The following is an 18,947-nucleotide window of genomic DNA, read 5'->3' as shown; positions in this document are numbered from 1 at the left end:
CCTCCGAGGAAACGGAGACGGCTGTGCTGGACGGGACCGGTGGGGCGGAGCCGGTACACCCGTGTGGAACAGGCAGGTAGCCTTTTCCCCGTGCCCCGTCTGTCTGAAGTCATCGCCACGCTGGAGAACCTGTGGCCCGCCGAGCGGGCCGAGTCCTGGGACGCGGTCGGCACGGTCGCGGGCGACCCCGACCAGGAGGTCACCCGGGTCCTGTTCGCCGTCGACCCGGTCCAGGAGATCGTCGACGAGGCGGTGAAGCTCGGCGCCGGCCTGCTGGTCACCCACCACCCGCTCTATCTGCGCGGTACGACCACGGTCGCGGCCTCCACCGTCAAGGGGCGGGTCGTGCACACCCTCATCAAGAACGACATCGCGCTGCACGTCGCCCACACCAACGCCGACACGGCCGACCCGGGCGTCAGCGACGCGCTGGCCGGAGCGCTGGACCTGCGGGTCGTACGCCCCCTCGTGCCGGACCCCAGCGACCCGGAGGGCCGCCGGGGGCTGGGGCGGGTCTGCGAGCTGGACCACCCGGTGACCGTGCGCGAGTTCGCCGCCCGCGCCGCCGAACGGCTGCCCGCCACCGCGCAGGGCATCCGGGTGGCCGGCGACCCCGAGGCGGTCCTGCGCACGATCGCCGTCAGCGGCGGCTCCGGCGACAGCCTCTTCGACCAGGTCCGGGCGGCCGGCGTGGACGCCTTCCTCACCGCGGACCTGCGCCACCACCCCGCCTCCGAGGCGATCGCGCACGGTTCGCTCGCCCTCTTCGACGCGGCCCACTGGGCCACCGAATGGCCCTGGTGCGAGCTGGCCGCCGCCCAGCTCGACGAAATCTCCGACCGTCACGGCTGGGACCTGCGCGTCCACGTCTCGAAGACGGTCACCGACCCCTGGACCGCCCACGCGGCGTCCATCACGACCTCTAGCACCATGGGAGCCCCCAACTGAACGCCGCGCCCGCCGACCAGATCCGTCTCCTCGACGTCCAGGACCTCGACGTCCGCCTGCAGCAGCTGGCGCACAAGCGGAAGTCCCTGCCCGAGCACGCCGAGATCGAGTCGCTGACCAAGGACCTCACGCAGCTGCGCGACCTGCTCGTGGCCGCGCAGACCGAGGAGAGCGACACCGCCCGCGAGCAGACCAAGGCCGAGCAGGACGTGGACCAGGTGCGCCAGCGTGCCGCCCGGGACCAGCAGCGCCTGGACTCCGGCGCGGTCACCAGCCCCAAGGACCTGGAGAACCTCCAGCGGGAGATCGTCTCCCTCGCCAAGCGGCAGGGCGACCTCGAGGACGTCGTCCTGGAGGTCATGGAGCGCCGCGAGTCCGTGCAGGAGCGCGTGGCCGAGCTGACCGAGCGGGTGGGCTCCGTCCAGACGAAGATCGACGACGCGACCGGGCGCCGGGCCACCGCCTTCGAGGGCATCGACGGCGAGGCGGCCACGGTCACCAAGGAGCGCGAGGTCATCGCGGGCACGGTCCCCGCGGACCTGCTCAAGCTGTACGACAAGCTGCGCGAGCAGCAGGGCGGGATCGGCGCGGCCAAGCTGTACCAGCGCACCTGCCAGGGCTGCCGCCAGGAGCTGGCGATCACCGAGCTGAGCGAGATCCGCTCGGCGGCGCCCGACACGGTGGTCCGCTGTGAGAACTGCCGTCGCATCCTGGTGCGCACGGCCGAGTCCGGCCTCTAGGAGCCTGTGCGGTGCGGGAGTTCATCGTCGAGGCCGACGGCGGGTCGCGGGGCAACCCCGGCCCGGCCGGTTACGGCGCCGTGGTCCGCGACGCGGCGACGGGGGAGACCCTGGGCGAGGCGGCGGAGTACCTCGGCGTCGTCACCAACAACGTGGCCGAGTACCGGGGCCTCCTGGCCGGCCTGCGCGCCGCCCACGCCCTCGACCCGGCCGCCCGGGTCCACGCCCGTATGGACTCCAAGCTCGTCGTCGAGCAGATGTCGGGCCGCTGGAAGATCAAGCACCCCGACATGAAGCCCCTGGCGGCGGAGGCGGCCCGCGTCTTCCCGGCCGGCCAGGTCACCTACGAGTGGATCCCGCGCGAGCGGAACAAGCACGCGGACCGTCTGGCCAACGAGGCGATGGACGCGGGCGCCAAGGGTGAGCAGTGGTCCCCGTCCGCCTCCCGCGCGGCCCTGGACGCCCCTTCCGCGCTCCCGGAACCGTCGGGCCCGCCCGGGGACGCGGCGGCGGGGGCGGCGAAGGCGCGGGCGGCTCTGGCGACGGGCCGGGCCACCGGCTCCACCTCGGCGGAGAGCGGTGCCGAAGCCGACGCCGCCGACGCCGCCGACGCCGCCGACGCCGCCGACGCCGCCGAGGCCGCCGGGGCCGCCGACGCCGCCGAGGCCGCCGACGCCGCCGGGGCCGCCGACGTCCGGGCGGCCCGTACCGTGGCCACCCCCGCCCCCTCCACCCCCGGCTGGAGCGCGGGCCCCGATCTCGGTGCCCCCGCCACCTTCGTGCTCCTGCGCCACGGAGAGACCCCGCTCACCCCGCAGAAGCGTTTCTCGGGCAGCGGCGGTACCGACCCCTCCCTGTCGGACGTCGGCCGGGAGCAGGCGCAGCGGGTCGCCGCCGCGCTGGCCAGGCGCGGCACGATCCAGGCCGTCGTGGCCTCCCCGCTCGCCCGTACCCGCGAGACCGCGGGCATCGTCGCCGCCCGGCTCGGGCTCGAGGTGACGATCGACGACGGGCTGCGGGAGACGGACTTCGGCGCCTGGGAGGGCCTCACCTTCGGCGAGGTGCGGGAGCGCTACCCGGACGACCTGAACACCTGGCTCGCCGACCCGGCCGCCGAACCCACCGGCGGCGGCGAGAGCTTCGCGGCCACCGCCACCCGGATGGCGGCCACCCGCGACAAACTGGTCGCGGCGTACGCGGGCCGCACGGTCCTGCTGGTCACGCACGTCACCCCGATCAAGACGTTCGTGCGCCTCGCCCTCGGCGCCCCGCCCGAGTCCCTGTTCCGCATGGAACTGTCGGCGGCCTCGCTGTCGGCGGTGGCGTACTACGCGGACGGCAACGCGAGCGTACGGCTGTTCAACGACACGTCCCACCTGCGTTCCTGAGCCCGGCGGCGGCCCGCGCCAGCGCCTCGACCCGGGCCCAGTCCCGGGCGGCGACGGCGTCCGCCGGGACCATCCAGCTTCCGCCGACGCAGGCGACGTTGGGCAGGGACAGATACGCGTGGGCGTTGTCCGGCCCGATGCCGCCCGTCGGGCAGAAGCGGGCCTGCGGCAACGGACCGGCCAGCGACCGCAGATACGCCGTACCGCCCGCCGCCTGCGCCGGGAAGAACTTCATCTCCCGCACCCCGCGCTCGAGCAGTGCCACCACCTCCGAGGCGGTGGACACCCCCGGCAGGAACGGCACCCCGGACTCCCGCATCGCCCCGAGCAGCACGTCCGTCCAGCCGGGGCTGACCAGGAACCGCGCCCCCGCGGCCGCGCACTCCGCCACCTGACCGGGCGTCAGCACCGTGCCCGCGCCGACCACCGCCTCCGGCACCGCCCCGGAGATCGCCCGGATCGCCTCCGGCGCGGCAGGCGTCCGCAGCGTCACCTCGATCGCCGACAGCCCGCCGGCCACCAGCGCCCGCGCCAGCGGTACGGCGTCGGCGGCGTCGGAGAGGACCACCACGGGCACTACGGGCGCGGGCGCGAGATCCAGCACGGAGGCAGCCGGAGAGGAGGGCAGCGGCGAGGTCATGCGCTCATCGTGCCCATGGCATGCAGCATGCGCAAAGGGCATTGCACATGCTGCAACAGATGGTCGGGGTGCTGTCAGTGAACCTCCGTCACCAGCACATCCAGCGCCCACGGCCGCCCCGCCTTCCCGGGCGCTTCCACCTCCACCTCGTACCCCAGGTCCCGCAAGGCCTCCACCAGCTCGGCGGGGCCCGCGGGCGCCGCCCCGGCCGACAGCAGGCTGCGCACGATCCGCCCCTTCGTCGCCTTGTTGAAGTGGCTGACCACCTTCCGGGTCGGCGCGTGCAGCACCCGTACGGTCGCGGTCCGCCCGGCGACCTCGCCCTTCGGCTTCCAGGCGGCGGCGTAGGCGGCGGACCGCAGGTCCAGCACCAGTCCGTTCCCGGCCGCCTCGGGCAGCACCGCCGCCATCGGTGTACGCCAGTGCGCGCCGAGCGCGCCCAGACCGGGCAGCTTCACGCCCATCGAGCAGCGGTAGGAGGGGATCCGGTCCGTGACCCGGACCGCGCCCCACAGCCCGGAGAACACCAGCAGCGACCGGGCGGCACGCCGCTTGGCGGCGGCGTCGAGGGAGGCCAGGCCGAGGGCGTCGTACAGCACCCCCGTGTAGATCTCGCCCGCCGGCCGGGCCCCGGCAGTGCGCAGCCCGGTGTTCTTGGCCACCTCGCCCCGCAGCCCCTCGCTCAGCCCGAGCACCTCGCGTGCCTTCTCCTCGTCGGCCGAGCACAGCTCGACCAGTTCCCCGAGCACGGCCTCGCGGGCGGCGTTCAGCCCCGCCAGGGACAAGGACTCCGGCTTCAGCGGGGCACCACGCCCGGAGGCGGCCTTGCCTTCGGAGGGCGGAAGCAGGACAAGCACGGGGACTCCTTCTGTTGAGCTCCGGGCCAGCGTACGGGGTCAGGCGTCCGGTGCCGCCGCGCCGAACCAGCGCTCCAGGGCCTCGGACAGGCCTGCCCCCGCGGAGTCCTCGGCGGAGTCCTTCCGGTCCGCCGCCCACGCCACGAACCCGTCCGGCCGCACCGGCAGGACGACGACTTCCCGGCCTTCTGGCGGGTCGTCATCGGCTCGCCCGGCCTGCGGGCCCGCGCCCGGGAGGGGGTCGAGGAGCTGGAGGCGGCGCTCGCCGGTGCCTTCGCGGGAGCGGGCGTCGCCGGCCCGGAGCTGGTCGCGGCGCTGACCGTCGCCGCGTACCGGTCGGTGTACGTCGCCTCGGCGCGCCGCCTGCTCGGGGGCGACCCGGCGGACGAGGTGGCCGAGGGCCACCGGGTGCGGCTGGAGGCCGCGTTCGACGCGCTGGAGCGGATGACGGCGTAGTGCGGCGCCTGTGCGGCGTCCGTGCGGTGCCTGCCTGGGCGCTTGACGGCTAACGCTGTTAGCCATACCGTGTTGGCTAACGTCGTTAGCCCAGCGTCGTCCGCTCGTCCGCTCGTCCGCTGGAGGCAGCCATGACCAGTACGACCACGTCCGTACCGTCGCGCACCGCCCTCACCGTCCTGCGCCGCACCGCCTGGCTCGCCGGCGCCCTCTTCTGGTCCGCCTTCGCCGTCCTGGAGGCGATGAACCACGGCTGGCTCGCGGGCACCCTCGCGCTGCTCTTCCTCGTCCTGCCCGACCTCACCTTCCTGGTCGCCCTCGACGAGGCACCCCGGATGGCCAAGGGACAGCTGCCGCCGCGCGCGGTGCCGTACTACAACGCGATGCACCGCGCGCCAGTCCCGCTGGCCCTCGTGGCGCTGTACACGGTGGCCGCCCCCGTCACCTGGGCCCCCGCGTTCGCCGCGCTGTGCGGCTGGCTCGCGCACATCTCGTACGATCGCGCCTTCGGATACGGACTGCGGACGAAGGAGGGCTTCCAGCGTGGCTGAGCGTCTGACCCCCAGGGCACGGGAGATCGTCGCGGCCGCCCGCGAGCTCCTGGAGGAGTCCGGGCCCGCCCTGCTCACCATGCGTACCCTCGCCGACCGGCTCGGCATCAAGGCCCCCTCCCTCTACAAGCACTTCCCCGACAAGCACGCCGTGGAGGTCGAGCTGGTCGCGCAGTTGCTCAGCGAGTCGGCCGAGGCCCTGGAGGCCGCCGAGTCCCGCGCCCCCGCCTCGCTGGAGACACTGGCCGAGGCCTACCGGACCTACGCCCTCGCCCACCCCCACCTCTACTGCCTGGCCACCGAACGCCCCCTCCCGCGCACCGAACTCCCCGCCGGCCTGGAGGACCGCGCCGCGCTGCCGCTGCTGCGGGCCTGCGGCGGCGACCTGGACCTGGCGCGCGCCGTCTGGGCCTTCGCGCACGGCATGGTGATCCTGGAGATCCACGGCCGGTTTCCCGACGACGCGGACCTGGCGGCGGCATGGAAACGGGGCCTGAAGGCGTTGCACCCTTAGGGCATGGGCAGGGGGTCCATGAACAGGGGGCGCAGTGAGTGAACGTGAGCAGGCCACGTGGACCAGAGCACACCTCGGCCGCTGCGGCCCGCCCCTCGATCTGCTGACCGCCTGCTTCGACACCCATGTCTACGCCCCGCACGCGCACGACGAGTACACCATCGGCGTCACCACCGGCGGCTGCGAGGCCATCGACTACCGGGGCGGCCTCATCCGCTCGGGACCGGGCTCCATCGTCGTCCTCGCCCCCGGCGAGATGCACACCGGCCGCCCGGCCGACACCTCCGACGGCTACTCCTACCGGGCCCTGTACGCCGAGAGCTCCCTTCTCACCGACGGCACCCTCGGTGGCCTCCCGCACTTCCGCGACGCCCTGCTCGACGACCCGGAACTGTCCGCCGCCCTGCACGTCACGCACACGGAACTCAGTGCCTGCCCCGACCCCCTGGAGACCGAGTCCCGTCTCCCCTGGCTGCTCACCGCGCTGGCCCGCCGCCACTCCACGGCCCGCGCGGTGGACGACATCGTGCCGGGCGCCGACCACATCGCACACGTCGTACGCGACCGCCTCGCCGACGAACTCCTCGCCCCACCGTCCCTGGCCGACCTCGCCACCGAACTGAACCTGTCGCGCTACCAACTCCTGCGCGCCTTCCGCACCGCGATGGGCATACCCCCGTACGCCTGGCTCGCCCAGCACCGGGTCGCCCGGGCCCGCCGTCTGCTGGAGACGGGCCTGCGCCCCGCCGAGGTGGCATCGCTCGTGGGCTTCGCCGACCAGGCGCACCTCACCCGCTGGTTCCGGCGGGTACTGGGGGTGACCCCGGCGGCGTATCGCACCAGCGTTCGCAACAACGTTCAAGACCGCGCCGGGTGAGGCGGCCGACACTCGTCGCATGACTGCACGCGGCTGGTTCCTGTTCTCCCTCATGGGAGTGATCTGGGGCATCCCCTACCTGATGATCAAAGTGGCGGTGGACGCGGTGTCCCCGCCCGTGGTGGTGTTCGCCCGCTGCGCCGTGGGCGCCGCGCTCCTGCTCCCCTTCGCCCTGCGCCAGAAGGGCCTGACCCGGAACGTACGGGACCACTGGCGCCCCATGCTGGCCTTCGCGTGCCTGGAGATCGTCGGCCCCTGGCTCACCCTCAGCGATGCCGAACGGCACCTGTCCAGCTCCACGGCCGGCCTGCTGATCGCGGGCGTCCCGATCGCCGGGGTGGTCGCGGCCCGCCTCTTCGGCGACACGGAATGGCTGAGCATGCGGCGCGTGACCGGACTGGGCGTCGGTCTCGCCGGGGTCGCCGTGCTCACGGTCCCCCATCTGACCGGCGGCGACGCCCGCTCCCTGGCCGAGGTGCTGGTCACGGTCCTCGGCTACGCGACGGCCCCTCTGATAGCGGCGCGCCGCATGAAGGACGTCCCCACCCTCCACCTGATCACCCCCTGCCTGGCCCTCACGGCCCTCCTCTACGCCCCTGCCGCCGCGGCCACCTGGCCCTCGGCCCTCCCCTCCGGCCACGTCCTGGCCGCCCTCGTCGGCCTCGGCGTCCTCTGCACGGCGGTCGCCTTCGTCGGCTTCCTCGAACTGATCAAGGAGATCGGCCCGACCCGCGCCTCGGTCATCACCTACGTGAACCCGGCGGTGGCGGTGGCGGCCGGAGCGGCGTTCCTCGGCGAGTCCCTCACCCCCGCCATCGGGTTGGCCTTCGCGCTGATCCTGGCGGGCTCGGTACTGGCGACGGCCGCCGGTACGCGCCCGCGCAAGGCCCCGGTGACAGGGGCGGCACCGCAGCCCAGCCAGGCGGACGGGTGGGTGGAGTCAGCCTGACGAGGGCCGCGAGTGGTTTCTCGCCCTGGACGCCCCGGAAGGCTTTCGGGCGGAACTGATCGAGGGAGAGATCGTTGTGACGCCGCCGCCGGCTTCGAACTGCACACCACGGACTTCCTCTGACCCGCAGGGACGGAACCGCCCGTCCCGCCCGGTAACATGGTCGACACGGCAGACGAGCCGGGCGGGCGGCCGCGTGGAGTCCCTAGGGGCTTCCCGAGGAACGTCCGGGCTCCACAGGGCAGGGTGGTGGCTAACGGCCACCCGGGGTGACCCGCGGGACAGTGCCACAGAAAACAAACCGCCGGGGACCTCGGTCCTCGGTAAGGGTGAAACGGTGGTGTAAGAGACCACCAGTGCCCAGGGTGACCTGGGCAGCTAGGTAAACCCCACCCGGAGCAAGGTCAAAAGGAGCCGCTGTAGAAGGCGCGCTCTGCGCGGACGTTCGAGGGCTGCCCGCCCGAGTCCGCGGGTAGACCGCACGAGACCGGTGGCAACACCGGCCCTAGATGGATGGCCGTCGCCCCAGGGTCCGCGAGGACCCCGGGGAACAGAACCCGGCGTACAGCCCGACTCGTCTGCCGCTCCTTAAATCCAGTCGCCGGGTGCGGCCCCGCGGCGCCTTCATCGCTGCCGGGTCCGCGGCGGCGTGTCGTCTGCGGACGGAATGCCGAGGGCGCGTGCCACCAATTGCCCTCGGCTGCGCACGCCGAACTTGGCGAAAATCGATTTCAGATGGTCCTGCACGGTGTACTGGGACATGGTCAGTACGGAGGCGATTCCCGTCGAGGACCGACCGGAGATCACCTGTTCCAGGATCTCCCGCTCCCGCGCCGTCAGCTCGTACGCACGGGCCAGTGTTCGGGTGATGTCGGAGACCGGTGTCGGCTGGATGACGACCGAGGCACCACTGTCCGGCTCCCCGTGCAGCGTCGAACCCCACAACGACAGCCAACGTCCGGTGCGGGCCCGCACCCGCACATACGCCTCTTCGCCCCGCCCGGCTCGGGCCGCCGCCGCCACCTCGTGGAGGGGCAGCGTGCCGAGCTCGTGCAGCCAGTACCGCGCCGCCTCATTGGCGACCAGGGTGCGGCCGGCCTTGTCGAGCACAAGTACGCCTGGGCCGGGCACGCCCTGTGCCGCGGGCGGCGACGTGTTGACGCAGGCGCGGCGCAGGGCCACCGCGACCGGCCGTGACAGCGCGCGTACCAGCGCCGCCTCCCGCGGGGTGAAGTCCGTCCGCGCACCGCGCCGGAACAAGGACACCGCGCCCCAGCACTCACCGTCCGCCAGGAAGACGGCACGCAGTTCGTGTTCGGCATCGATGATCGGCAAGACCGTGTGGAAGCGGAGGCTCCTGCGCGGGTCACCGCCCGTGCTGTGGCTGAGAATTCCGACCGTGCGGCCAGTCCGTGCCAGATCGGCGAACTTGTCCACGTCGGCGTCGAGGTACTCGTTGTACGACGCGAGCGCCGCGTTGCCGGGCGGGATTCCTTCGGAGACGTCGTCGGTGATGAGCAGCGTCCACGGGTCGATGGTGCCGAAACAGAACGCGTCGTAGCGGACGTCCTGGCGCAGCCGGGCCATCACCTGGGAACGCAGCGTCCGCGAGTCCAGGCCGAGCCGGCATATTCCCTCGATGTCGCTCTGCAGCCTGCGCACCGGGAGAGTGTAGGGGCTGCTCCTCGCATGATTTTCGTGGAGCCCTGCCTGAGGTGTCCCAGATTTCTGGGATTCCAGGAACCGCGGTGCCCGCATAGCGTCGATCGAACGATCAACCGGAGCGCGAAAGGATCGCAGTGAGTTCTCCCTATGTGGCCCAGGCCGGCGAGCACGAGCAACTGGAGTGGCTCGGCGGTGGGATCATGGAGGTGCTGCTGGACGCCAAGCACACGGGTGGCCGTCTGAGCGTGTTCCGGTCGACCGTGCCGACCGCCACGGCTTCCCCCGTGCATCTGCACCCCGACGAGGACGAGATTTTCGTGATGCTGCGCGGCAGCGGCCTGATCTGGGCGGGTGACCGCCGCTTCGAGCTGCACGCGGGAGGCGTCGCCTTCTTGCCCCGCGCCGTCCCGCACGCGTACCGGTTCACCTCGGATGACGTCGATCTGCTCGCGATCGCCACTCCCTCGGGCATGGAGGGCTTCTTCCGCGATGCGGGCTGGGACCGGTCCCGGCCCAAACCGCCCGGCTGGGCCGTGACCCCCGAGGCCCTGCGCCGGTCAGCCGCCGCCAATGGACAGGTCGTACTCGGGCCTCCACCGGCCACCGACGAGATGATTCCGGCCGCTCTTCTCAGCGGAATGTGATGGGCGACATCAGCCTGCACGCGAGGTGAAGCACGCCTGCGACCTTCCCCGGCTCCGCTTCGGCAACGGAATGGCCCGGGGTGCCGCTGACGTCGACGGCCGGATGTGATGGGGCCCGCTTGTGGTGGTCGAGCGAGCGAGCGTAGCTTCGGGCGCCATGACCTTGACGCCAGGAGCGGTCGCCACGATCAACGCTGGCCAGTTCTCCCTCGCCAGTAGGTCGTCCAACGGCCACGGCGAATTCGCCGAACTGATCGCCGGCCTGGCGACCAGGCTGACCAAGGTGAACGCCGCCACCGTAATAGGCGACACCGACCGCAAGGCCACCCACCTCACCACGGCCCCCAGCAAGGTGAAGGCCTTCGCGACCGGGTTCACCTGGGACACAGGCGCCACAGGCAAGGCAGGAGACCAGGCCGTCGACTACTGGATTCCACAGGGCATCACCACCAGTGCCGACGCCTACGGCAGCGGGCTCTACCCCGCGGGCGGCAGCAACAAGGTCGTCCTCGTCGCCTGGCGCTTCGAGACCGACCCCGAGAAGGGCGAGCACTACGACCCCAACAAGGGCATGCGGCTCACCTTCGTCGACCTCAACACCGCGTCGGCACCGAAGTACCGGCATGTGCTGCTGGTCGAACCCGTCCTGAGCGGCGGCCAGTACTCCTTCGATCCCATCCGCGTACACGCCGGCGGCATCATGTGGTACGGCGACCTCCTCTACGTCGTCGACACCTACAACGGGCTCCGCGTCTTCGACCTGAACACGCTCTTCGAGGTCGCCACCACCGACAAGAACCAGTGCGGTCTGCAAGCGGACGGGGCGTACCAGGGCTATGCGTACAAGTACGTCCTGCCGCAGAGCCACGCCTACGACAACGCGGGGACGTATCTGCGCTACTCGACGATCGGGCTCGACCGCGCCAGCACCCCGGACACCCTGGTGGTGAGCGAGTACTCCAGCTCCGGCACCGTCGACTACAAGGACGGCCCTTTCAAAGGCTCGGGCGACGGCACCATCCCCACGCCCAAGGTCGTCCGCTGGCCCCTCGACTACACCGACCGGCAGCCGGCCTCACTCATCGCGACCGAAGCCGTCACCGTCCACCAGTCGAAGATCCAGGGCGTCGTGTCCCGGAAGACCAAGCACTTCCTCTCCGTCAGCGCCGGTGCGACCACCAACGGCACGCTCCGCGGCTTCACCTCCGGCGACTCGTCCGCGAGCACCGTCTGCGACCTGGCCATCGGCTGCGAGGACCTCAGCTACCACAGCAGCGGGGCGTCCGGCTGGGCCTACAGCGAATCCGTGATCTGGAACCTCAGCGAATACGCCGACAAGCGCTACGTCTACGCGGTCCACGCGGACGGCTCGTAGCAGCACCTCTGATCGTCAGCGGTCGCAGTCGTCGGGCCAGAGGCGGAACGCGGTATGCCCGGTGAGGGGGCGCAGTGTCCGGAAGTGGCGGCGGTCCAGCGTCAGAACGGCGTCGGTGTGGTACTGCGCCGCCATGACGACGTTCATGGTGTCCGTGAGCCCGACCTGCGGATACCGCTTCATCGTCACCAGCGCGGTCGACAAGTGGGGCTCGATCTCCGGAACGGCATACCGACGCACCGCCACGCGGTCGCGGATGTGCGCCAGTGCTCCCTGCGCGGCCTCCGGGCCGATCCGGGTGCTCAGCAAATAGTCGAGTTCGGCCAGTACCAGGGGCGTTACGACCAGATGGGCAGCCGCGGCCACGGCCGACCGGCATTCCTTGTGTGCCCGATCGCTGCCGTCGTAGTAGGCGTGGAGCCCTGAGGTGTCGGCAATGAGAACGGTCACGAGCCGAACCCCTCCAGGTAGTCACCGCGGCCCGCGGACCAGTCCACGGCGGATCCGCTGTGGAACACCGGTGCTTCGTCGTCCTCTCCCATGGGGTCACCGGGGTACGCGAGCACGGCGGATTGCCGGTCACCGACCGGGGACAGTATGGCGACCGGCCGCCCGTTCTTGGTCACGGTGATGCTCTCGCCGCGTTCGGCGGCGGCGAGGATGCGGGAGGCGTTCTGATTGAACTCGCGGGCCGTGGTCTCCATGTAGTACACGGTACTACGTGACGCGCAACCCGAAGTGTCCGTTGCTCACGACCGCTCCGTGCCCAGCGACCGCTCCGCCACCCTCGCCAGATGCCCCGCGAACACCTCCCGCGCGTCCGGTGTGAGCGTCCGCAGGGCCACCAGGGCCGTGATGACGACGTCGCAGAGTTCGGCCTCGACGTCCTGCCAGGTGTGGGTGACGCCCTTGCGGGGGTTGCGGCCGGTGGTGCCGATCACCGCTTGGGCGACCTCGCCGACCTCCTCGGAGAGTTTCAGGATGCGCAGGAGGAGGGAGTCCGCCGCGTCGGGCGGGCGGTTGGCGTCCAGCCAGGTCTGGAGGGCGTCGATGGTGGGCCAGAGGTCCGGGGCCTGATCGGTCATGGGACGCAGACTGCCATGTCCCTCTCGGTCCGCGAACGGTTCGTCAGTCTTCGAACAGGGGGTCCTGCTCGCCCTCCTTGGACCGCTGAAGCCGCTTGTTCCGCGCGCCGATCACCACCGCCGTCGCCGCCGCGGTCACGCCCAGGGCCGCCGGGACCATCCAGCCGCGGTCGAAGAGGTGGCCGAGGGCGTGGTCGAGGGAGAGGCGGCCGGGGCCGGTGACGGCGAGGCCGGTGGCGGCCAGGCCCAGGGTGGCCGCGTACTCGTAGCCGCCCTCCTGGGCGAAGAAGCCGTTCGGCATGTGGACCGCCGCCGCACCGGCCATCGCGCCGGCCGCCGCCGCGCCCGCCGCCGGGGTCGCGAGGCCCAGCGCCAGCAGTGTGCCGCCGCCCGTCTCCGCCAGGCCCGCGGCCGTCGCGCTCGCCTTGCCGGGGGCGTAGCCGACGGACTCCATGAACTTGCCGGTCCCTTCCAGGCCATGCCCGCCGAACCAGCCGAACAGCTTCTGTGCGCCGTGGGCCACCAGCACTCCGCCGGTCCCCAGGCGGAGTAGCAGCAGGCCCAGATCGCGTCGGTCGTAGCAGTTCACCGTCACGGTTGCTCCCCAGTCGTGCAGCTGGCAGAAACGGTCACCCCTCGCGTTTCCACCGTCGCATCGTCCACACCTCACCGGCCTGCCCGGTGTGCCGTTCGGGTGGCGGGGGCGAGGGAGCGGTGTGAGTCTGACTGCCATGACGATTCAGACAGCCAAGCTCAGCGATCCGGCCGTCCGGGCCTTCGTCAACGCCGTCAACGCCCATGACCGCGAGGGCTTCATGTCGCTCCTCGCGCCCGGCGCCACCATGTCCGACGACGGCTCCGACCGGGACCTCGCCGAGTGGACCGACCGGGAGATCTTCTCCTCCCACGGGCACATGGAGGTCGACAACGAGTCCCGCGGCGGCCGTGCGCTCGTCGCCCGGTACCGCAACGACACCTGGGGTGAGATGCGTACCCGGTGGAGCTTCGTCGTGGAGGACGACGGGCGGATCTCGCGGTTCGAGACCGGGCAGGCGTGATCGCTCGGCGGTAAGGGCTTGCCTTCGTGTGCGCTTCAACTCCTAGCGTCCTTGCTATGGAGAGCATGGAGAGCACGGAGAGCTTCGACGGCACCAGGACACTGGGACGCAGCGGCATACAGGTCAGCGCGCTCGGCTTCGGCTGCTGGGCCATCGGCGGTGAGTGGCAGGACGCCGACGGGCAGCCCCTCGGGTGGGGCAAGGTCGACGACGAGGAGTCCGTACGGGCCGTCCGGCGCGCCCTCGACCTCGGCGTCACCTTCTTCGACACCGCCGACACCTACGGCGCCGGGCACAGCGAGCGCGTCCTCGGCCGGGCGCTCGGCAAGCGGCGCGACGAGGTCGTCGTCGCCACCAAGTGGGGCACCGTGTTCGACGAGGACACCCGGACCCGCACGGGCAGCGACGACTCCCCGGAGCACGCCCGTCGTGCGCTCACCGCCTCCCTGCGCCGCCTCGGCACGGACCACGTCGATCTCTATCAGCTGCATCTGTCCGATCTCGACACCGGCCGCGCGGCCGAACTGCGGGATCTGTGCGAGGAGTTCGTCGCGGAGGGGCTCGTGCGTGCCTACGCGTGGAGCACCGACGATCCGGCCCGCGCCGCCGTCTTCGCCGAGGGGGAGCACTGCACGGCCGTACAGCACGCGCTCAACGTCCTCCAGGACGCACCCGAGATGCTGGCGCTGTGCGAGCGGTCGGGGCTCGCGAGCATCAACCGCAGCCCGCTCGCCATGGGCCTGCTGAGCGGAAGGCGCAGGGCCGGGGACGCGCTGGAGGCCGGGGACATCCGCAGCCGGCCGCCGGTCTGGCTGGGGGGTTACGTCGACGGGTCGGGGGCCGACCCCGAGTGGCTGGCTCGGGTCGACGCCCTGAAGGACGTCCTCACCAGCGGCGGCCGCACCCCCGCTCAGGGTGCCCTCGCCTGGCTGTGGGCGCGCAGCCCGCACACCGTCCCGATCCCCGGCTTCCGTTCCGTCGCCCAGGCCGAGCAGAACGCGGGCGCCATGGAGAAGGGGCCGCTCACCCCGGAGCAGCTGGCCGACATCGACCGGATACTCGGGAGGTGAGCGGCCCCGACAGAGGGCTCAGTGGCCCTGGGCGCCGTGCTGAACATAGGGCTGCTGCTCGGTCAGCGTGATCTGGCCGGCCTTGATGGTGGCCAGGCGCGGTGCGCGGCGGGCGATCGACGAGTCGTGGGTGACCATGATGAAGGTGAGGCCGTACTCGTGCCACAGGCCCTCCAGCAGGGCCATGATGTCGTCGCGGGTGCCCTCGTCGAGGTTGCCGGTGGGCTCGTCGGCGAGGAGTACCTTCGGCTTCTTGACCAGCGCGCGGGCGATGGCGACGCGCTGCTGCTGGCCGCCGGACAGCTCGGTCGGGACATGACCGAGGCGTTCGCCGAGGCCGACCGAGCGCAGGGCCTCCGCCGCGCGCTCGCGGCGCTCGGCGGGCCTGACGCCGAGGGGGACCAGGGCGGTCTCCACGTTCTCCTGCGCGGTGAGCGTCGGGATGAGGTTGAACGCCTGGAAGATGATGCCGATCTTCTCGGCGCGCAGCCGGGTCAGCTTGGTCTCGCTGATGCGCGCGAGGTCCACGCCGTCCAGTTCGACGCTGCCCTCGGTCGGGCGGTCGAGGCCGCCGATCATCTGGAGGAGGGTGGACTTGCCGCCACCCGTGGGGCCCTGGATGACGAGCTGGTCGCCGTCGGCGATGGTGAGGTCGACGCCGCGCAGCGCCTCCACCGTCTCCTTGCCGCGCGTGTAGCGCTTGGTGACGTCGGTGAGTCTGTACATGGGAACTCCGTAACGGAAGCAGCGGGAAGCAATGAGAAGCAGCGGGAAGCAGGTGGGTTACGAGACGCTGCGCAGGGCGTCGGCCGGGCGCATCCGGGAGGCGCGCCAGCCGCCCATGGCGCCGGCGATCAGGCCGCCGGTGACCGCCAGGCCCACCGCGAGCGCGATGGTGGTCGGGGAGACGGGGGCCGACAGGGCGATCTCCAGGGTGTTGGAGGCGGACTGCCCGCCGGGGCCGCCGCCTCCCGGGCCGCCGCCGGGGCCGCCACCCATGCCGCCGCCGCTGCTGCCGAGCTGCGCGGTCAGCTTCGGGCTGATCGCGGTGACCGTGTAGGCGGCCGCGAGGCCCAGGGCGATACCGAGACCGCCGCCGATCAGGCCGTTGACCATGGACTCGCCGATCACCTGGCGGGTGACCTTGCGGCTCGGCCAGCCGAGCGCCTTGAGGGTGCCGAACTCACGCACGCGCCGGGACACGGCGGAGGAGGTGAGCAGCGCGGCCACCAGGAAGGCCGCGGCCAGCACGGCGATGGACAGCCACTTGCCGACGCTGGAGGCGAGGCTGGAGGCGGTGGACAGGGAGCCGGAGACCGTGGAGGCCAGGTCGGAGGAGGTGGTGACCGTCGTGCCGGAGATGTTGGACTGGATCTCCTTCTTCACGGCGGAGATCCGCTGGGAGTCGGTCGCCTTGACGTAGATCGTGGTGACCTCGTTCTTCGCGTCGCCCAGCGTCTGCGCCTGCTTCAGCGGCAGGTAGACGTCGGTGGTGGACTCGCTGCTGTCGGGGGTGGCGATGCCGATGACCGTGAACTTGGTGCCGGAGACCTTGAAGGTCGAGCCGACCTTGTACTTCTTCTCCTTGGCGTAGGACTTGCTGACCACCGCGACCTTGGCGCTGGTCTGCGCCGAGGTGAAGGTCTTGCCGGAGGTGATCTTCATCGCGGCCAGCGGGCCGAGCTCCTGGTCGGTGACGTCGACGCCGGCCACGGAGTAGCTGTTCACGTTGAAGTTGGCGCCGCCGCCCTGCACCTGCGGCTGGCCGCCGCCTCCGCCGCTGCTGCCGCCGCCCGGGGCGCCCTGCTGCTGGGAGCCGGAGGAGCCCGAGGAGCCCGAGGAGCCCGAGGAGCTCGACGTGGAGGACTTCGCCTTGCCCTGGGTGAAGGAGCCGTCGACCTTGGTGACGTTCAGGGACAGGGCGCCGACCGCGCTGTCCACGCCCTTCTGCGCGGAGACCTTCTCCACCAGGGAGGACTTCAAGGCCTGGCCGCCCTGCGTCATCACCCGGTCGGAGCTCTGCGAGGACTTGCTGCTCGACTTGGCGTCGAACTTGAAGTTCGGGCCCTGCGAGCTGCCGGCCTTGGGAGCCGTCCGGGCCTTGGTGACGGTCATGTCCGTCCCCAGGCCGTACAGCGATTTCAGGACTTTGTCCTGCGCCTGCTGCATGCCGGCCGACACCGAGTTGACGGTGATGACCAGCGCGATTCCGAGCGCCAGACCCATCGCGATGACCAGAGCGGCCTTCTTGCGCCGGCTCAGCTCGCGCTTGAGATAGATGCCAAACATCCCGTTCCTCGAGGTTCTTGGCGCCCGCTGTGGGCGCGGCGCCAAATTAGGGAGGAACCTTTGAGCGCGCCTGGGTAAAACATGTGTCAGGGCTGAGAAAGCGGGTACCGGGGTGAGATTTTCGTATGACGGGCTCGGTGTACGGTCCCGGGATGCGCGATTGTTCTCGGCTCAGTCGGCGTGCCGCCCTAGGTCTGACGGCCGCCGCCCTTCCCCTGTCGGCTGCCACGCCCGCGTCCGCCGCGACGGCGATCGGCGGAGCGCGGCTGGCCCGCACCGGAATCCAGGTACGCGGCGCCACCGGGCTGCCCAGGAAGCTCACCGCCCTTTCATGGCTCGTCGCCGACCACGACACGGGTGAGGTGCTCGCCTCGTTCGACGCGCACCGGCGGCTGGCGCCGGCGTCCACGCTGAAGATGCTGTTCGCGGACACCGTGCTGCGGAAGCTGGACCGCGAGATGAAGTACAAGGTCACCGATGCCGACCTGGCCGACGTCCCGGCCGGTTCCAGCCTGGTCGGCGTCAAGCCCGGCATCACGTACAGCATCCACCAGCTGTGGCAGGGGGTGTTCCTGCGCTCGGGCAACGACGCGGTGCACGTCCTCGCCCACCTCAACGGCGGGCTGGCGAAGACGGTCGCCGAGATGCAGGCCAGGGCGGACGATCTCCAGGCCCTGGACACCCATGTGGTCAGCCCGGACGGCTTCGACCACAAGGGGCAGCTGTCCTCGGCGTACGACCTGACCCTCTTCGCCCGGCAGGGGCTGAAGGACGGTGACTTCCGGGGCTACTGCGGCACGCGGACCGCCGACTTCCCGGCGGGCGGCAAGAAGACCTTCCAGATCCAGAACACCGACCGGCTGCTCACGGGGGCGTGGGGCCTGGGCACGTACAAGGGCCTGATCGGGGTGAAGAACGGCTACACCAGCCATGCCGGCAACACCTTCACCGGCGCGGCCGTGCGCGGCGGGCGCACCCTGCTCGTCACGGTGATGCACCCCAAGAGCGGCGGCAACGCCGTCTACGAGGAGACCGCCGCGCTGCTCGACTGGGGCTTCGGCAAGGGCGGCGCCGCGCAGGCGGTCGGCGCGCTGGTCGAGCCGCTCAGCGAGGGCGGCGCGAAGGCCGGCGCCACCCCGGCGCCCGCGCGCAAGACCGCCGAGGCCGCCGCCGGAGCACCGGGCTCGGCAGGCCGCCCGTCGAGCTGGCGCCTGCTGGAAGGGGCCGCGGGAACGGTCGCCCTGCTGGGCGCGGGCGCGTGGGCCCTGCGGCGACGCAAGACGGGAGCGACCGCGAAGGGCAAGCCGGACGGGGAGCAGCCGGGCTAGGACTTGTCGCGAAGGCCCCGTCGTCCGTCCGAGGCCGGGCAGGCGGGGCCTTTGCCACAGGCCGCGGGGCCGGTCGTCGGGCTCCGTCGCCGCGCGGTGGCCCTGTCGCGCGGCGGCGACGGGAGTGCCCCCGGGCGAGCGTGTGATCGCAAGGCGCCGGAGCGCCCTCGACAGGTCCCGCGCGAGCGAATCCGCCGAGCACGGGGAGCAGCCCCGTCGACGGTTCGGTGACGCCGGGATCCCGCGGGCCGGCCGTCGCAGACAAGCGGAACATGGCGGCCGGCCCCCGGTCTGCTCAAGCGGCAGCCGTTCCACTCACCGGTGCGTACCCCGCGCTCTGGCGCGAAAGGTCCACCCCCACTCCGGTGCCGTGGAACGGCTGCCGCTTCCCCCCTCGGTGTGGCCGCGGAACACCAGTGCTCCAACTGTGAAGCTCTGGTGAAGAAATTTGAGCATAGGTCCGCTATCGGCCGCAATACCGCGGACGTTGGAATTCCACTTGTGTAAATCGGG

At 71.7% G+C, this 18,947-nt stretch carries 22 protein-coding genes and 1 other RNA gene; 13 read left to right on the top strand and 10 right to left on the bottom strand.

From position 1 onward, the window contains the following. Positions 1 to 90: 90 nt before the first annotated feature. Genes ABZ915_RS31975 through ABZ915_RS31965 form a run of 3 tightly spaced genes read left to right on the top strand, consistent with a single transcriptional unit; the run spans position 91 to position 3,076 of the window. Positions 91 to 948: a Nif3-like dinuclear metal center hexameric protein gene (locus ABZ915_RS31975; RefSeq protein ID WP_361810444.1), complete on the top strand. Its 858-nt coding sequence runs from the start codon at positions 91 to 93 to the stop codon at positions 946 to 948. Next, positions 945 to 1,688: a C4-type zinc ribbon domain-containing protein gene (locus ABZ915_RS31970; RefSeq protein ID WP_361810656.1), complete on the top strand. Its 744-nt coding sequence runs from the start codon at positions 945 to 947 to the stop codon at positions 1,686 to 1,688. Before ABZ915_RS31975 ends, ABZ915_RS31970 begins: the two co-directional genes overlap by 4 nt. A gap of 11 nt (positions 1,689 to 1,699) precedes the next feature. Continuing rightward, a complete protein-coding gene (locus ABZ915_RS31965; RefSeq protein ID WP_361810442.1) occupies positions 1,700 to 3,076 on the top strand; it encodes a bifunctional RNase H/acid phosphatase in 1,377 nt (458 codons plus the stop codon). On the opposite strand, the gene eda is transcribed toward ABZ915_RS31965, so the two are convergent. The 3 genes from eda to ABZ915_RS31950 all read right to left on the bottom strand — a co-directional run bounded on the left by eda (position 3,048) and on the right by ABZ915_RS31950 (position 5,095). Beyond that, positions 3,048 to 3,716 carry a bifunctional 4-hydroxy-2-oxoglutarate aldolase/2-dehydro-3-deoxy-phosphogluconate aldolase gene (gene eda / locus ABZ915_RS31960; RefSeq protein WP_361810440.1) on the bottom strand — a complete coding sequence of 223 codons (669 nt, stop codon included), beginning with the start codon at positions 3,714 to 3,716 and terminating at the stop codon, positions 3,048 to 3,050. The two genes, ABZ915_RS31965 and eda, sit on opposite strands and share 29 nt — an antisense overlap. A gap of 74 nt (positions 3,717 to 3,790) precedes the next feature. Next, the gene (gene yaaA / locus ABZ915_RS31955) at positions 3,791 to 4,573 is read right to left on the bottom strand and encodes a peroxide stress protein YaaA (RefSeq protein ID WP_361810438.1); all 783 of its coding nucleotides are present in this window, start codon (positions 4,571 to 4,573) and stop codon (positions 3,791 to 3,793) included. A gap of 39 nt (positions 4,574 to 4,612) precedes the next feature. After that, complete coding sequence (locus tag ABZ915_RS31950) at positions 4,613 to 5,095, bottom strand: hypothetical protein (RefSeq protein WP_361810436.1); 483 nt, start codon at positions 5,093 to 5,095, stop codon at positions 4,613 to 4,615. 65 nt (positions 5,096 to 5,160) lie between these two features. On the opposite strand from ABZ915_RS31950, the gene ABZ915_RS31945 reads away from it, so the two are divergent. The 5 genes from ABZ915_RS31945 (at position 5,161) to rnpB (ending at position 8,501) form a co-directional block, all read left to right on the top strand. Beyond that, positions 5,161 to 5,580, top strand: a complete 420-nt coding sequence (locus ABZ915_RS31945) for a DUF4260 family protein (protein WP_361810434.1) — start codon at positions 5,161 to 5,163, stop codon at positions 5,578 to 5,580. 4 nt (positions 5,581 to 5,584) lie between these two features. Beyond that, a complete protein-coding gene (locus ABZ915_RS31940) occupies positions 5,585 to 6,094 on the top strand; it encodes a TetR/AcrR family transcriptional regulator (protein WP_361810654.1) in 510 nt (169 codons plus the stop codon). Positions 6,095 to 6,128: 34 nt separating this feature from the next. Next, complete coding sequence (locus tag ABZ915_RS31935; protein ID WP_361810432.1) at positions 6,129 to 6,971, top strand: AraC family transcriptional regulator; 843 nt, start codon at positions 6,129 to 6,131, stop codon at positions 6,969 to 6,971. A gap of 19 nt (positions 6,972 to 6,990) precedes the next feature. Beyond that, on the top strand, positions 6,991 to 7,920 hold the full coding sequence (locus ABZ915_RS31930; RefSeq protein ID WP_361810430.1) for a DMT family transporter: 930 nt from the start codon (positions 6,991 to 6,993) through the stop codon (positions 7,918 to 7,920). Positions 7,921 to 8,096: 176 nt separating this feature from the next. Then, positions 8,097 to 8,501: RNase P RNA component class A (rnpB, locus tag ABZ915_RS31925), an RNA gene on the top strand. A 43-nt stretch (positions 8,502 to 8,544) separates the two neighbouring features. On the opposite strand, the gene ABZ915_RS31920 is transcribed toward rnpB, so the two are convergent. Continuing rightward, on the bottom strand, positions 8,545 to 9,582 hold the full coding sequence (locus ABZ915_RS31920) for a helix-turn-helix transcriptional regulator (protein ID WP_361810428.1): 1,038 nt from the start codon (positions 9,580 to 9,582) through the stop codon (positions 8,545 to 8,547). 137 nt (positions 9,583 to 9,719) lie between these two features. Here ABZ915_RS31920 and ABZ915_RS31915 point away from each other — a divergent pair, with 137 nt between their 5' ends. Both ABZ915_RS31915 and ABZ915_RS31910 read left to right on the top strand, forming a co-directional pair. Beyond that, positions 9,720 to 10,229, top strand: a complete 510-nt coding sequence (locus ABZ915_RS31915; RefSeq protein ID WP_361810426.1) for a cupin domain-containing protein — start codon at positions 9,720 to 9,722, stop codon at positions 10,227 to 10,229. A 157-nt stretch (positions 10,230 to 10,386) separates the two neighbouring features. Beyond that, the gene (locus ABZ915_RS31910; protein WP_361810424.1) at positions 10,387 to 11,604 is read left to right on the top strand and encodes a hypothetical protein; all 1,218 of its coding nucleotides are present in this window, start codon (positions 10,387 to 10,389) and stop codon (positions 11,602 to 11,604) included. Positions 11,605 to 11,619: 15 nt separating this feature from the next. On the opposite strand, the gene ABZ915_RS31905 is transcribed toward ABZ915_RS31910, so the two are convergent. The 4 genes from ABZ915_RS31905 to ABZ915_RS31890 are packed head-to-tail and all read right to left on the bottom strand — an operon-like array spanning position 11,620 to position 13,278. Then, entirely contained in the window at positions 11,620 to 12,054 is a 435-nt protein-coding gene (locus ABZ915_RS31905) for a PIN domain-containing protein (protein ID WP_361810422.1), read from the bottom strand. Beyond that, the gene (locus ABZ915_RS31900) at positions 12,051 to 12,308 is read right to left on the bottom strand and encodes a type II toxin-antitoxin system prevent-host-death family antitoxin (RefSeq protein WP_361810420.1); all 258 of its coding nucleotides are present in this window, start codon (positions 12,306 to 12,308) and stop codon (positions 12,051 to 12,053) included. Before ABZ915_RS31900 ends, ABZ915_RS31905 begins: the two co-directional genes overlap by 4 nt. Before the next feature lie 45 nt (positions 12,309 to 12,353). Continuing rightward, positions 12,354 to 12,689: a MazG-like family protein gene (locus ABZ915_RS31895; RefSeq protein ID WP_361810418.1), complete on the bottom strand. Its 336-nt coding sequence runs from the start codon at positions 12,687 to 12,689 to the stop codon at positions 12,354 to 12,356. A 43-nt stretch (positions 12,690 to 12,732) separates the two neighbouring features. Beyond that, positions 12,733 to 13,278, bottom strand: coding sequence for a DoxX family protein (locus ABZ915_RS31890; protein WP_361810652.1), 546 nt, complete (start codon positions 13,276 to 13,278; stop codon positions 12,733 to 12,735). 142 nt (positions 13,279 to 13,420) lie between these two features. Here ABZ915_RS31890 and ABZ915_RS31885 point away from each other — a divergent pair, with 142 nt between their 5' ends. Both ABZ915_RS31885 and ABZ915_RS31880 read left to right on the top strand, forming a co-directional pair. Beyond that, positions 13,421 to 13,747 (top strand): nuclear transport factor 2 family protein, encoded by a 327-nt coding sequence (locus tag ABZ915_RS31885; RefSeq protein WP_361810416.1) that lies wholly within the window; start codon positions 13,421 to 13,423, stop codon positions 13,745 to 13,747. 56 nt (positions 13,748 to 13,803) lie between these two features. Further along, on the top strand, positions 13,804 to 14,817 hold the full coding sequence (locus ABZ915_RS31880; protein WP_361810414.1) for an aldo/keto reductase: 1,014 nt from the start codon (positions 13,804 to 13,806) through the stop codon (positions 14,815 to 14,817). A gap of 18 nt (positions 14,818 to 14,835) precedes the next feature. On the opposite strand, the gene ABZ915_RS31875 is transcribed toward ABZ915_RS31880, so the two are convergent. Together ABZ915_RS31875 and ABZ915_RS31870 are read right to left on the bottom strand one after the other, a co-directional pair. Next, a complete protein-coding gene (locus tag ABZ915_RS31875) occupies positions 14,836 to 15,543 on the bottom strand; it encodes an ABC transporter ATP-binding protein (RefSeq protein ID WP_361810412.1) in 708 nt (235 codons plus the stop codon). 57 nt (positions 15,544 to 15,600) lie between these two features. Then, positions 15,601 to 17,106, bottom strand: coding sequence for an ABC transporter permease (locus ABZ915_RS31870; protein WP_361810410.1), 1,506 nt, complete (start codon positions 17,104 to 17,106; stop codon positions 15,601 to 15,603). 152 nt (positions 17,107 to 17,258) lie between these two features. Here ABZ915_RS31870 and ABZ915_RS31865 point away from each other — a divergent pair, with 152 nt between their 5' ends. Further along, positions 17,259 to 18,434: a serine hydrolase gene (locus tag ABZ915_RS31865; protein ID WP_361810408.1), complete on the top strand. Its 1,176-nt coding sequence runs from the start codon at positions 17,259 to 17,261 to the stop codon at positions 18,432 to 18,434. Positions 18,435 to 18,947: the final 513 nt, after the last annotated feature.

Source organism: Streptomyces sp. NPDC046915 (assembly GCF_040644935.1).
GTDB lineage: Bacteria > Actinomycetota > Actinomycetes > Streptomycetales > Streptomycetaceae > Streptomyces.
The sequence above is the reverse complement of the archived record's forward strand: the minus strand, read 5'-3'. Positions and strand labels throughout refer to the sequence as shown.

Coding starts and splice junctions, on each gene's coding strand:
- eda (WP_361810440.1), bottom strand. CDS start 3,716: ATGACCTCGCCGCTGCCCTCCTCTCCGGCTGCCTCCGTGCTGGATCTC.
- ABZ915_RS31900 (WP_361810420.1), bottom strand. CDS start 12,308: ATGGAGACCACGGCCCGCGAGTTCAATCAGAACGCCTCCCGCATCCTC.
- ABZ915_RS31880 (WP_361810414.1), top strand. CDS start 13,804: ATGGAGAGCATGGAGAGCACGGAGAGCTTCGACGGCACCAGGACACTG.
- ABZ915_RS31930 (WP_361810430.1), top strand. CDS start 6,991: ATGACTGCACGCGGCTGGTTCCTGTTCTCCCTCATGGGAGTGATCTGG.
- ABZ915_RS31870 (WP_361810410.1), bottom strand. CDS start 17,106: ATGTTTGGCATCTATCTCAAGCGCGAGCTGAGCCGGCGCAAGAAGGCC.
- ABZ915_RS31945 (WP_361810434.1), top strand. CDS start 5,161: ATGACCAGTACGACCACGTCCGTACCGTCGCGCACCGCCCTCACCGTC.
- ABZ915_RS31895 (WP_361810418.1), bottom strand. CDS start 12,689: ATGACCGATCAGGCCCCGGACCTCTGGCCCACCATCGACGCCCTCCAG.
- ABZ915_RS31910 (WP_361810424.1), top strand. CDS start 10,387: ATGACCTTGACGCCAGGAGCGGTCGCCACGATCAACGCTGGCCAGTTC.
- ABZ915_RS31865 (WP_361810408.1), top strand. CDS start 17,259: ATGCGCGATTGTTCTCGGCTCAGTCGGCGTGCCGCCCTAGGTCTGACG.
- ABZ915_RS31950 (WP_361810436.1), bottom strand. CDS start 5,095: ATGGCTAACAGCGTTAGCCGTCAAGCGCCCAGGCAGGCACCGCACGGA.
- ABZ915_RS31875 (WP_361810412.1), bottom strand. CDS start 15,543: ATGTACAGACTCACCGACGTCACCAAGCGCTACACGCGCGGCAAGGAG.
- ABZ915_RS31885 (WP_361810416.1), top strand. CDS start 13,421: ATGACGATTCAGACAGCCAAGCTCAGCGATCCGGCCGTCCGGGCCTTC.